The sequence below is a fragment of the Neopusillimonas maritima genome (assembly GCF_003576595.1).
In the GTDB taxonomy this organism is placed as follows: domain Bacteria; phylum Pseudomonadota; class Gammaproteobacteria; order Burkholderiales; family Burkholderiaceae_B; genus Neopusillimonas; species Neopusillimonas maritima.
Map to the genome: position 1 here is coordinate 518187 of NZ_NQOU01000002.1, position 12160 is coordinate 530346.

Genomic DNA, 12160 nt, shown 5'->3' on the forward strand with positions numbered 1-12160 from the left:
CGTGGCCTACACTGTTTGCGACTACATTGGCTTACTGAACCATGACGACTTTGCCGTCTTTAATTTCAACCAAATACGTATTGGCATCGTATTGGGCACTGGGTTTACCTGTTTCTACGCCGTCTTTGCGGAACGTGATGTCGCCGTTCAATGCAGGCAGGTCCACTTCCCAAAGTGCTTTGGTGATTTTTTCAGCAGTGGGCTCGCCTTCTACTTTCTTAAGCGCAGCGGCAATGGTTTTAATACCATCGTATCCACGGAAGCTTTCGGTTAGGCCGGCCTTGTTCAAGCCACGCTTTTCCCATTCGGCAATAAACGCTTTTGCCATTTCAGGATTAGCCGTTTCTTCGGGTACCCAAGGCGTAAAGAACAGCAAGTGCTTGGAACCTTCAGCAGCGGAACCCGCATGGTCGATCAGCTGATCGGGGTTTTGCGAACCGCCCGTGGTAATGATTTGGCGATCCATACCCAAAGATTGCGCCTGCTTGAGCAACAGTGTTAACTGTTCCACTGCCGTCGTTACGAAGAGCGTGTCGGCATCGGTGCCTTTAATTTCCGACAACTGCGAGGTCATGTCTTGTGCGGCGGCGTCCATAATGAGCTCTTTGCCCACTTCAACACCGTTCGCTTCCAGAACACGGCGAAACTCGGCTGCAGCACCACGGCCCCAGTCGTTGTTCACCACCAGCATGTCGGCTTTTTTAATGCCCAGCGGCTTGATCATTTCAACGAAGTTGTCGGCCTCAATGGCACTGGTGGGTGCAATACGGAAAACATAGGGGTTACCCGATTTGGTAATTTTCACCGAGCTGGAGGTTTCCACGACCATGGGAACTTTATATTCCATGAGCTTGGGCATGGCGGCCAAAGTTAACGTGGAGCCCCAGGCACCCAAAATGACGGGTACCTTGTCGCGCACGATCAGCTTTTCCGTTACGTTGGCTGACTCGGTGGGGTTGCCTTTGTTGTCTTCAACAACCAATTCGATTTTGTTGCCATTTACGCCCCCGGCGGCATTGATTTCGTCGGCGGCAATTTTTGCCCCTTCAAGAACATAGTTACCGGATGCGGCGATGGGGCCGGTTAGAGGCTGGTTCACACCGATTTTTACGGTGTCCGCGTTAGCGGCTCCCAGCATAGAAAAGGACATTGCAACTGCTGCAAGACCAGAAGCAAATATTTGACTTCTTCGTTTCATTGCACGACTCCTTAGACATGTGTGTATGTGTGTGTGATGCTAGAACAGCTATATAGCGGAAGGTTTATCTTCCCGTCTATCTACTAATAGTAAGACAGTACCTAAACTTTTTTAGGCCGTATATAGTGGTTCTTACTAATATCTGAATAAACCGCTATATACCGCTGAAAGTCTTACTACTAGTCATGCAACCTGCAATCACGACAGCAACGCGCCATTGCAGACTGAACCACAGGCAATAAGGCGATTGGGCGCCTTATTGCGCAATGCTTCCTGGTGAATCAACGCCCCCCAAACAGGCGCTTGAAAAATGCAGTTACGCGGTTGCGCAATACAGAAAAAACCAGCGCACCGGCGTTCAGTTCCGTTACTTCGTTGGCCGTTGCCCCCGATTGGCCGCCGTTCGATAGGCGGGCGTGCAGATTCTGGGCGAAGGCGTCGGTCATGCGTTTGGCAATATCCTGAACAATGCCCGAGCGGCTGAATTGCGCCAGCGGGCCGGTTAACGCAAAGCCAATTTCCACATCAACCCGGGTGCCCGCACCCTGGTTGATTTCCGACAAGACGTACTCCACTTCGCCGCGCGTGGCCGAGGGCGATTTGGTGTCGCGCGCAGAACCGTAAATCATGCCCTTATAGTTGGCGTCGTCGCGCTCAACATCGGCGGCGCCTTCAAAATCGGCCACAATGGGGCCGACCTTGACGCGCAACCGGGGTTCCACGTGCGTGGCGGTGGGCTCAGACAACAGCGACGCCCCCGGCAAGCAGGTGGTGACCTGGTCTAACCGGCCAAAGAACGCCCACACTTCGTCGCGTGGAAAATCGACGGTAAATGATTGCTGCATGCGGGTCATGGGTTTGCTGCTGTCGGGCGCCTTAACGGCCCCGGCAGGTGCACGCACCCGTTTTACTTCCGCCGCCATACCAGCGGGTACTGCAGCCGGCCCCGCAGACGCCGATTGCGTTTGCGCATGCCCGGCGCCCGCAGGCCCCAGACTCGTACGAACGTTAACCGGCTCGGTAATGCCTTCGGCGCGACGTTTCTCAATAACGCTTTGAATGGCTTTGGTAATGCCTACATAACCCGTACAACGACACAGGTTGCCGCTCATGGCGTAACGAATGTCTTGCTCGGTGGCATGGGGCATACGCATCACGACATCGTGCGCGGAAGCCAGCATGCCCGGCGTGCAAAAGCCGCATTGCAAGCCGTGCTCTTGGGAAAAAGCCGTACGCAATGCTTCCATAACATCATCGTTCATGCCTTCGATGGTGACCACTTCGGCGTTGTCGCAAGCGGCCGCCAGCGAAATGCAGGAACGTGTGGGCACGCCGTCGACAAACACCGTGCACGCACCGCACACGCCATGCTCGCAACCCAAATGGGTGCCCGTCAGGCTTAACGATTCACGCAAAACGTCACCCAAATGCGTTCTGGGTTCGATTTGAACGTTGTCGTACTTTTTTCCGTTAACCGTAAGAGAAATCGTATTCATAGTTGAGCTCGCTGAACTGCACGCGTAAGCGCAGTCATATGAATTTTGTTGGCGATGGGGTCTTTCAGCCCCGACTCGGCAAATAACGTTTCAATTTTGTCGGTATTCAAATGACCTGCCGAATCGAAATAAGCCGAGGCGTCGGCAATGACGATGGGTTTGGCTTCAATCGCGCCAATCACAAGACGGCACACATTTCTGGCCGGATCTTTTAACAAGACAGCCATCGCGTGGGCGAACTCGCCGGTTTTACGTGTGATCTTGTAATGCCCCCAACGCGCATCCGCCGAAAAACGCGGAATGTGCACCGAAGCCAGTATTTCGCCCGGCTCGAGCGAGGTTTCAAAGACACTGACCATGAGGTCTTCCACCGGTACCCGGCGCGTGCCTGAAGGGCCGGCAATGGTAACCGTTGCGCCTACGGCGGCCAGGGTGCTCACCCAATCGGCGGCCGGGTCGGCATGCACCAAACTTCCACCCACCGTGCCGCGATTGCGCACCGCGCGGTAGGCAATCCCCCGGGCCACGGCGGGCAGTGCGCCGCGCGTCACGTCGGGCACACGCAGGTCTTCTATGTCGGCGTGAGTCACACAGGCGCCGAACGTAATGCCTTCATCGTTTTCATCAACCTGAGTCAGCTCGGGAATGTGCGTGATATCGACCAGCAAATCGGGCTGTACCAAACGCAAATTCAACATGGGGCCCAGCGATTGACTGCCTGCCAGAAACTTCACAACCACATCGTCTTGCTGCGCCAGCTTAACCGCCGACTGAACATCGGATGCACGCTCGTACGCTAAGGGTGCCGGCTTCATACTTCCTCCATAGCCATCTTGGAACCTGAACCCGTGCCGGTGCCGTCACCACCACGGGCATTCATGATTGCTTCAAGAACGCGATGCGGCGTCACGGGCGACACATACAGCGTTGCCCCTAATGGGCGTAACGCATCGTTTACCGCGTTCACAATGGTGGCGGGCGGCGCAATGGCCCCGCTTTCACCAATTCCCTTGACACCAAACTCGGTGTAAGGCGATAGCGTTTCCATGTGTATTAGGCGCGGCTCGGGCACCTCGGTTGGCCCGGGCAGCAGGTAGTCGGCAAAGGTGGAGGCCAAAGGCTGGCCCGAGGCGTCGAACGGCATTTCCTCATATAGCGCCGTACCGATACCCTGGGCGGTGCCGCCATAGATCTGGCCGTCGACCACCATGGGGTTCACCAGTTTGCCGCCGTCTTCCACAATCACGTAATCAAGAATTTCAACGTTGCCGCATTCGGGATCGACCGCCACCAGGGCAACGTGGGCGCCGTAACCGAATGTGCCTGTATCGCGGCCGGGCTTATAGCCCACGGTAACTTCAAGACCGCCTGAATTGGCTTCGGGCGGTAAATCTTGCGGACGGCGATACCACACGTGCGCCACCTGGCTAATGGACACACTCTTGTCGCCCGCATGCACCATGCCGTCGGAAACAGTGACTTTGTCGGGCTCGGTGCCCAGCATGAACGCACCAATATGCCCCAGCCGTTTCACCAGCTCATCGCCGCCGCGCGCCACGGCGCCGCCCGACATCACCATGCTGCGCGAGCCCCAGGTACCGGTGGAATAAGGGGTGTACTCGGTGTCGCCGTGAATGAGTTTGATGCGGTCGATATCGATGCCCAGCTTTTCATTTGCCACCTGAGCCAACGTGGTTTCCATACTTTGGCCATGCGAGTGTGCGCCGATGCGAATTTCCAAACCGCCGTCGGGCGTGATGCGCATGGTGGCCAACTCATGACCCGGCACCATGGGGATACCCCAACCGGCGTACACCGAGGTACCGTGCGCGGCTTGCTCGCAATACACCGCCATGCCCACCCCAATAAGGCGGCCGTCGGGCTCACCCTTTTTCTGGCGTTCACGAATGGCGGGCAGGTCTATAGCCTCGACCGCCTGGCGCAGTGCCTCGGGATAGTCGCCGCTGTCGAAGTGTTTGTTGGTAATGTTGTCGAACGGCATTTGCTCGGGGCGAACCAACGACTGCATGCGCAATTCGTAGGGTTCAACACCGGCGGCGTGCGCCAAGTCGTCGAGCAACAGTTCAAGCGCAAAACACACACCGGTTCGCGCCACGCCCCGGTAAGGCAGAATGGGGCATTTGTTGGTGGCTACCGAATACGTTTTGCAGTGGTACGACGGGAAGTCGTAAGGGCCGGGCAAAATACTGCCTACCTGGCCGGCCTCAAGGCACGCCGAGAAAGGGTATGAGGAATAGGCACCCGAGTCGATGGTGGCTTCGCACTCAATGCCCAACAACCGGCCTTCCTTCGAGGCGTAACCGGTAATCTCGTAATAGTGTTCGCGACAATTGGCCGTGGCGGCAATGTGTTCGCGACGATCCTCAAGCCAGCGTACCGGGCGACCCAGCTTCATGCACAGCCAGGCAACGGCCAGTTCCTCGGGCAAAAAGATACCTTTGTAGCCAAACCCGCCGCCCACGTCGGGGGTAATCACACGTACCTGCCCCTCGGGCAAACCCAGACACTCGGCCAGGCCCGTGCGCACAATGTGCGGAATTTGCGTGGCGGTGTAAACAATGAGTTGCTCAACCCGTGAATCCCAGTAGGCCAGCACGCCTCGCCCTTCCATGGGCGCCATCACTTGTCGGGAGGTACGGATTTTACGGCTGACTTTCACCGGGGCGTCTTTCACGCCGTCGAAGTTCACCGTAATGTTGGTCTTCAAAAACAGGTTGTCGGGCCAATGGTCGTGCACCCTGGGCGCATCGGCCTGACGGCCTTGCAGCATTTCATGAACCACGTCTTGCTCTTCGTAGTCCAACTGAACGGCAGCGGCGATATCTTCGGCGCCGGCGCGGGTGGGGGCAACGCACATCGCCACCAGTTCACCCACATAACGCACCTTGCCTTCGGCCAGCGCAGGCTGTTCGGATGAGCGAAAGCCTTCCAGGGCGGTGTCGGCCACAATGGGTTTCACGCCGGCGTTTCTAAGGTCGGCCGCCGTGAAAACCTGTTCACGCAATGGTTCGGGGATATGAATATCGAGCAGCTTGGCATGTGCAACCGGGCTGCGCACAAAAGCCACATCTTGCATGTTGGCCAGTTTTATGTCTGCGACATACTGGCCTTTGCCCCGCATATAACGATCGTCTTCTTTGCGAAGCACACGTTTACCGACACCTTGACTCGACATTTCAATCTCCTGTTAATAAACGTCATGAACCCCTTTTCAGGATGGCTCAAGGTTCGTTCTTTCCATCATTCTAAATATAGAATGATGGTGAGGATATTCTGGTTTACGCGTAGACCAGAAAAAAAGAAACTAATTACGCCAAAAGATATCGACCCGTATTGAGTCAGGCCGCTTTTTTGCTACGACGACGCGGCTTGGGTGAACTCAACTCAACCTCGCTTGAAGCGGAGGTTTCGTCTTCCAGAAGATCCATATGCAAACGGATGCAATCACTGGGGTAGGTAATTTCACCGACGTAAATCACCACATCGTCTTTCGATGTTACGACACAGCGGCACTCTGCGATAGGTGCGCTTAGTGAAACCCCCAATAAATTGGCCACTTCAGGATCGGCCGTGCCGATTGTCATGGTTTGGTGCGCTCGCTTAACAACCGTTCCACGCAATGTATCGAACACCGCCAGCGCGGTGTGCTCCATGAATTCGTCGTAGTACTTGTCGAAAATGCCTTTTTCAATATGCACGTTCACAACGGCATAGGGCAGGCCGTCGCGCAACTGAAGGCTGCGCAGGAAACCGTACTCTTCGGCCAGCTTGCCTTCATCGGGCGCAAGCCTGGGGTGCGAGGGCGGGTTGGCCACTTCAATAAAACGCGGGACGTTTCGTTTAATGGAACGAATAATCGCCGACCACGACGTTTCCAGTGTGAGCCAACGTCGATCGTTAACTTGCTCGGCCACAAACGTACCGCGCCCCTGCTGGCGTTTCAGCAACCCTTCTTTTTCCAGCAGACCCACCGCCTGGCGAACCGTGACGCGCGCACGCTGGAACTCTTCTTCAAGCTCCTCAAGCGTAGAGATTTTTTCCCCCGGCAACCACTCGCCCGTTTCAATACGCCGTCTTAGCGCCGAGGCCACTTGAATATAAGCCGGGATATGGCCACTCAAACTCTCTGCTTGTCCTTTTTGCATGCCCTGTTCTCTTTAAGTCAAATTAACTAACAAATTTACTTTGCTGCCCCATATTAGGGCAAACTTCGTCCAATTTCAGCAACGCAAGCAAGCGACCACCCCTATTTTTATAACGCATGCCGGGGCATTAGTTCACACCGCTGCTTAAATTTTCCAGCCTTAACGCCTCAAGATCAATCACCCCGCCGGGCGCAAAGCTGCGCATGCCGTGGCTTTCCAGCTGCTCCAGCCACGCTTGAGTTTCACACGCGATACTTTCGGCCTGGTCAAGCGTGACCTGTTTGAAATGCACCTGCGCTCCGGGACGACGACGCCCCAAAATGGGGATATCGGTGGAAATCACGGTGGCGATTTTGGGATACCCCCCGGTTGTTTGTGCATCGGCCAACAATACAATAGGCAGCCCCGAACCGGGCACCTGAATGGCCCCGCTTACAATGCCATCGGAAACCAGATCATAACCTTCTGCATGCTGAATGACCGGGCCGTCAAGACGAAACCCCATGCGATCGGCCTGTCCCGACACGACATACGGCTGCGTGAGAAAGCCTTCTATGGCGCTGTCGGTGAAATAATTATGTTGCGGCCCAAGCACCACACGAACCGGTTGTTCATAGCCGTAATCGAAAGGCTCCAGCAACGCCTTTTCATCTCGAATGTCGACACTGGATTGCACCAACGGAAGGCCATCGCCGCGCTTTAGGGTACGTCCTTCCAGCCCCCCGATTGCGCCCCGTACATACGTGGACACACTGCCCAGCTGCACCGGCAGGTTGAAGCCGCCCTCAACCGCCAAGTAGGCACTCAGCGATTGACCCAGCGCACCCACCTTCACCTTATCGCCTTTCATCAGCCGAACGCTGCGCCCCGCCGGCACGGTGAACTTGCGTGCGCCTTCCACAGTAAGATCGGCCTCGCAACCGAACAGCGCAACACGCACGGAATCGGCCTGCACCTCCAGGGCCACGCCCTGCAGCAACATCTCCAACACCGGGCAATGGCGGTCATTACCCACCAGCATGTTGGCGACGCCTGCGCTGATCTTGTCCAGCGCCCCCGACACCGGCACGCCGACGTCTTGATAACCCATGCGCCCCATATCCTGAATCGTGGAATAAGGCCCGGCGTCCAGCACCTTCAACCCGTTACTCATACCGTCACCTCTTCACACTTAACCTCGTATTCGTCGGCTGCAACCGCGTCGCGAATGCGTTGATATTCATTTGAATCCACCGGCTTGAAACGCACCTTGTCGCCCGGCTTGAACAAAGCGGGCGCCTCATGACGTATATCGAACAAACGAATAGGTGTTGCGCCGATAAGATGCCACCCCCCCGGACTTTCAATGGGGTAGACGGCCGTCATGCTTGACGCAATGGCGACAGAACCCGGCGGCACGCGCGTACGGGGATTGCTGCGCCGAGGCAGCACCAGTTGCTTGGGCAAATCTCCCATATAGGGGTAGCCCGGCACGAAACCAATCATGTATACGTGAAACTGCGTGTCGGCGTGCAGTTGAACCACCTGTTCCGTCGTTAAGCCCGCAGTTTGCGCCACTTCCTGCAAATCGGGCGCGTACTCGCCGTCGTAGCATACCGGCACCGACCACTGGCGCACCGCCTGCGGTTCCGTGTCTTCACTTTCCAGCAAGTCCTTAAGGGTTTCCTGCAACTGCGCACCACGTACTTGCGTGGGATCATAATTAATAAGCAGGGAACGAAACGTGGGCACCAAATCGACCACGCCGGGCACGTTCAGCGCGCGAATCCGCCGACTTAAAGCCAGCACCTGATCGCTTAATACACGATCAATCACCTCGCCAAACTGCACCACCATTGCGGTGTCGCCGGCACTTAGAAACTGCACTGTCATCAGTCTTCTCCAAAGGTTGCCGCCCTTACAGACGCTCAGAAAACGGCTTGATTCGAATTAGGGTTTTCGATTGATGGAATCATATTGTCTTTCTATCTATAGTACAATATACTGGTCGCAACAGAAAGATCAAAAAAAGTTTTATCCATTCAACCCGAAGGAAAACAAAATGACTTTATCGGTAAATCTTAATGCAGATATGGGCGAGGGGTTTGGTGCATACGACATCGGAGACGACAACGCCATTCTGAAAATCATCCGCTCTGCAAACATTGCTTGCGGCTTCCACGCGGGCGACGCCAACACCATGCGGCGCGTTGTGGAAAATGCCAAAAAAGAAGGCGTCAGCATCGGTGCACATACGGGCTTTAACGACCTGTGGGGCTTTGGCCGCCGCCGCATTCAAATGAAAGCGAGCGACCTGGAAAACATGATCGCCTACCAAATTGGCGCATTGCAAGCCATGGCCGCGTATGCCGGTGAGAAAGTCACCCACGTGAAACCCCACGGCGCACTGAATAACATGGCCGCCGAAGACGAAGACTACGCCATGGCCATTGGTCGTGCGCTTAAAACGGTAGACCCTAACCTTATTTACGTTGCGCTATCGGGTTCCGAAATGGAAAAAGCCGCAGAGCGTTTGAATTTGCCGCTGGCACGCGAAGGTTTCTGTGACCGCTTGTACGACGACAACGGCAACCTGGTGTCACGCGCAGTGGCCGGGTCGGTGATTAAAGATCCGAAAGTGGCCACCGAACAGGTGGTGCGCATGGTGACCGAAGGTGAAATTATTTCGATGTCGGGCAAGCGCGTAAAACGTCGGGTTGATTCTTTATGTGTGCATGGCGACGAGCCCACGGCAGTTGCGTTGGCCGCCATGGTGCGCGAAGGTTTGGAAGCTGCCGGAGTCAAAATTCTGCCGCTGACTGAAATGAAGCTTAACTAACCTATCCAGGAGCTCCAAATGGAAAACCAACCTAAAATTGCGATTCTTGGCGGCACGGGAGCCTTGGGTTCCGGGCTTGCAAAACGTTGGGTGCAAGCCGGCTTTCCGGTTATTGTCGGTTCAAGAACGGCGGAAAAGGCACAAGAAGCAGCCAACGCCTTAACGCCTGCTGCAGGCGGCCCCGCTCCCACCGGCATGAGCAACTACGACGCCGCCAAAGCGGCCGACGTTGTCGTGCTTACCGTACCGTTTTCAAATCACGATGCCATTCTCGACGAAATCAAAGACGTTGTTGAAGGCAAAATTGTTGTTGATGCGGTCGTGCCGCTGGTACCACCCAAAGTAGCGGTTGTGCAACTGCCGCCTGAAGGCTCGGCCGGCATGATTGCGCATAACAAAATTGGCGATAAAGCCCGTGTCGTTTCCGCTTTTCAAAACGTGGGTGCCAACAAGCTGCAAGCCGAAGGCCCGATTGCCTGCGATATTCTGGTTACCGGCAACGACGTTGAATCGCGCAAAACCGTTATTTCTTTAATTGAGCCCATTGGTATGCGCGGCATTGATGCCGGGGCCATTGCCAACGCCGCCGCGGCGGAAGCCATGACCTCATTGCTGATCGGCATCAACAAACGTTACAAGGTCGATTGCGCGGGCATTCAAATTACCGGCATTAACGGCTAAGGCACGCGTTATGCCCCACCTGCCTCATACGTCGATTCACCTGAACGCGCTGGCCGACTTCCCCATGATTGAGCCAAACAATGATTTGGCCACGGTTCTGATTCAAAGCCTGCAGCACAACGGCATTGCATTGGAAACGCGGGATGTGGTCGTGCTGGCGCAGAAAATCGTCTCGAAGGCAGAGGGGCGGCTTGTGCGCCTGGCCGATGTGCAACCGTCTGCCCGGGCGCTTGAGGTTGCCGAAGAAATCAACAAAGACAGCCGCATGATTGAGCTGATTTTGTCTGAAAGTCGGGAGATCGTTGCGCAGCGCCCCGGTGTATTAATTGTTGAGCACCGCCTGGGCTACATCATGGCCAATGCGGGTATCGATCAGTCGAATATCGATCACCCCAACGATGAAGAATACGCCCTGCTGCTGCCGGAAAACCCGGATCAAACATGCGCCCAACTTAAAAGTGCACTCGACCGCCACTTCAATGCCGATGTGGGGGTCATTATTAACGACAGTTTCGGGCGCCCATGGAGAATGGGTGTGACGGGCGTCGCGCTTGGGTCGGCGGGCTTGCCCAGCTTGCTGAGCTTAATTGGAAAGCCCGACCTCTATGGCCGTGCAATGCGCGTATCGGAAATTGCTTTTGCCGATGAAATTGCCGCCGCTGCCTCTTTAATTATGGGGCAAACCAGCGCCGGGCAACCCGTGGTTCACGTGCGCGGGCTTCAGTGGGAAGAGCCAAGCAATTCCGCCCAAACCTTATTACGCCCCAGACATCAAGATTTATTTCGTTAGGAATGAGGCCCAGCGCAATGACCGATCACCGCCCACCTTCCCTTCACTCATCCAAACGTGTGCTGGCCCTGTGTGGCGGTGTCGGCGGCGCCAAACTTGCCCGTGGCCTGAACGATCTTATTACGCAACCCGGCAACCTCACTATTACGGTCAACACCGGCGACGACTTTGAGCACCTGGGCCTCAACATATGCCCGGATCTGGACTCGGTTGTATACGCCTTGGCCGACAAGAACGACCGCGAGCGCGGCTGGGGGCGGGCCGACGAAACCTGGCATTGCCTTGAGTCACTCAAAGAACTGGGCGCAGAAAGCTGGTTTGCGCTGGGCGACCGCGACCTGGCCATGCACCTTGAACGCAGCCACCGCTTGCGCTCGGGGCAAACGTTGTCTGACGTTACCGCGCATATCTGCCGGCAACTGGGCATTCGCGCCCAAGTCATCCCCATGAGCAACAACCCGGTGCGTACGGTGCTTCACACCAACGAGGGTGCCCTGGCTTTTCAGGATTACTTTGTCCGCAAAATGGGTAAGCCCAAAGTGGAAAGCCTCTCTTATACCGGGGCCGACATCGCGCAGCCGCAAGCCGATTTAATGGCGCGTCTGGCCGACCCCGAACTGGACGCCATTGTTATTTGCCCGTCGAACCCGCAGCTCAGTATCGAACCCATACTGGCCTTGAACGGTGTGCGCGAGGCATTGCGTCTTTCAAAAGTACCGGTTGTGGCGGTGTCCCCGCTCATTGGCGGCAAAGCAGTGAAAGGGCCGGCCGCAAAAATAATGCAAGAGCTCGAAATCCCGGTTGACTCCACCGGTATCGCACAGGTTTATCTCGACTTCATCAAGGGCTTGGTCATCGATCAGGCCGATGAGCTCGACGCAGCATACGTATCGGTTCCCACTGTAGTGACACAAACGTTGATGAAAAGCCCGGAAGACGCCTTGAGTCTTGCGCAAGCAACACTTGAATTTGCTGACAAATTGCGTCTTGAGGCCACTCAAACAAAGTAGA

Annotated in this window: 11 protein-coding genes; 4 read left to right on the forward strand and 7 right to left on the reverse strand. The window is 55.8% G+C overall.

What is annotated here, in order from left to right:
• Positions 1-31: 31 nt before the first annotated feature.
• The 7 genes from CJO09_RS07510 to pxpB form a co-directional block, all read right to left on the reverse strand.
• On the reverse strand, positions 32-1150 hold the full coding sequence (locus CJO09_RS07510; RefSeq protein WP_218961039.1) for an ABC transporter substrate-binding protein: 1119 nt from the start codon (positions 1148-1150) through the stop codon (positions 32-34).
• Positions 1151-1479: 329 nt separating this feature from the next.
• A complete protein-coding gene (locus CJO09_RS07515; protein ID WP_119441804.1) occupies positions 1480-2694 on the reverse strand; it encodes a xanthine dehydrogenase family Fe-S subunit in 1215 nt (404 codons plus the stop codon).
• Complete coding sequence (locus CJO09_RS07520) at positions 2691-3509, reverse strand: FAD binding domain-containing protein (protein WP_119441805.1); 819 nt, start codon at positions 3507-3509, stop codon at positions 2691-2693. The genes CJO09_RS07515 and CJO09_RS07520 overlap by 4 nt, the downstream gene beginning before the upstream one ends.
• On the reverse strand, positions 3506-5890 hold the full coding sequence (locus CJO09_RS07525; RefSeq protein WP_119441806.1) for a xanthine dehydrogenase family protein molybdopterin-binding subunit: 2385 nt from the start codon (positions 5888-5890) through the stop codon (positions 3506-3508). Before CJO09_RS07525 ends, CJO09_RS07520 begins: the two co-directional genes overlap by 4 nt.
• A gap of 163 nt (positions 5891-6053) precedes the next feature.
• Positions 6054-6860 (reverse strand): GntR family transcriptional regulator, encoded by an 807-nt coding sequence (locus tag CJO09_RS07530; protein ID WP_119441807.1) that lies wholly within the window; start codon positions 6858-6860, stop codon positions 6054-6056.
• 127 nt (positions 6861-6987) lie between these two features.
• The gene (locus CJO09_RS07535; protein ID WP_119441808.1) at positions 6988-8013 is read right to left on the reverse strand and encodes a 5-oxoprolinase subunit C family protein; all 1026 of its coding nucleotides are present in this window, start codon (positions 8011-8013) and stop codon (positions 6988-6990) included.
• On the reverse strand, positions 8010-8732 hold the full coding sequence (gene pxpB, locus CJO09_RS07540) for a 5-oxoprolinase subunit PxpB (RefSeq protein ID WP_119441809.1): 723 nt from the start codon (positions 8730-8732) through the stop codon (positions 8010-8012). The genes CJO09_RS07535 and pxpB overlap by 4 nt, the downstream gene beginning before the upstream one ends.
• A gap of 169 nt (positions 8733-8901) precedes the next feature.
• Here pxpB and CJO09_RS07545 point away from each other — a divergent pair, with 169 nt between their 5' ends.
• The 4 genes from CJO09_RS07545 to cofD are packed head-to-tail and all read left to right on the forward strand — an operon-like array spanning position 8902 to position 12159.
• Entirely contained in the window at positions 8902-9678 is a 777-nt protein-coding gene (locus tag CJO09_RS07545) for a LamB/YcsF family protein (protein ID WP_119441810.1), read from the forward strand.
• A gap of 18 nt (positions 9679-9696) precedes the next feature.
• Positions 9697-10359, forward strand: a complete 663-nt coding sequence (npdG, locus tag CJO09_RS07550) for an NADPH-dependent F420 reductase (RefSeq protein ID WP_119441811.1) — start codon at positions 9697-9699, stop codon at positions 10357-10359.
• A gap of 10 nt (positions 10360-10369) precedes the next feature.
• Positions 10370-11149: a coenzyme F420-0:L-glutamate ligase gene (cofE, locus tag CJO09_RS07555; protein WP_119441812.1), complete on the forward strand. Its 780-nt coding sequence runs from the start codon at positions 10370-10372 to the stop codon at positions 11147-11149.
• Positions 11150-11166: 17 nt separating this feature from the next.
• Positions 11167-12159 carry a 2-phospho-L-lactate transferase gene (cofD, locus tag CJO09_RS07560; protein WP_119441813.1) on the forward strand — a complete coding sequence of 331 codons (993 nt, stop codon included), beginning with the start codon at positions 11167-11169 and terminating at the stop codon, positions 12157-12159.
• Position 12160 lies beyond the last annotated feature (1 nt).

Excerpts from the sequence above, each read along its gene's own strand:
- CJO09_RS07520 (WP_119441805.1), bottom strand. The coding sequence starts at position 3,509 with ATGAAGCCGGCACCCTTAGCGTACGAGCGTGCATCCGATGTTCAGTCG.
- CJO09_RS07545 (WP_119441810.1), top strand. The coding sequence starts at position 8,902 with ATGACTTTATCGGTAAATCTTAATGCAGATATGGGCGAGGGGTTTGGT.
- CJO09_RS07535 (WP_119441808.1), bottom strand. The coding sequence starts at position 8,013 with ATGAGTAACGGGTTGAAGGTGCTGGACGCCGGGCCTTATTCCACGATT.
- CJO09_RS07525 (WP_119441806.1), bottom strand. The coding sequence starts at position 5,890 with ATGTCGAGTCAAGGTGTCGGTAAACGTGTGCTTCGCAAAGAAGACGAT.
- cofD (WP_119441813.1), top strand. The coding sequence starts at position 11,167 with ATGACCGATCACCGCCCACCTTCCCTTCACTCATCCAAACGTGTGCTG.
- CJO09_RS07530 (WP_119441807.1), bottom strand. The coding sequence starts at position 6,860 with ATGCAAAAAGGACAAGCAGAGAGTTTGAGTGGCCATATCCCGGCTTAT.
- CJO09_RS07510 (WP_218961039.1), bottom strand. The coding sequence starts at position 1,150 with ATGTCCTTTTCTATGCTGGGAGCCGCTAACGCGGACACCGTAAAAATC.
- cofE (WP_119441812.1), top strand. The coding sequence starts at position 10,370 with ATGCCCCACCTGCCTCATACGTCGATTCACCTGAACGCGCTGGCCGAC.
- CJO09_RS07515 (WP_119441804.1), bottom strand. The coding sequence starts at position 2,694 with ATGAATACGATTTCTCTTACGGTTAACGGAAAAAAGTACGACAACGTT.
- pxpB (WP_119441809.1), bottom strand. The coding sequence starts at position 8,732 with ATGACAGTGCAGTTTCTAAGTGCCGGCGACACCGCAATGGTGGTGCAG.
- npdG (WP_119441811.1), top strand. The coding sequence starts at position 9,697 with ATGGAAAACCAACCTAAAATTGCGATTCTTGGCGGCACGGGAGCCTTG.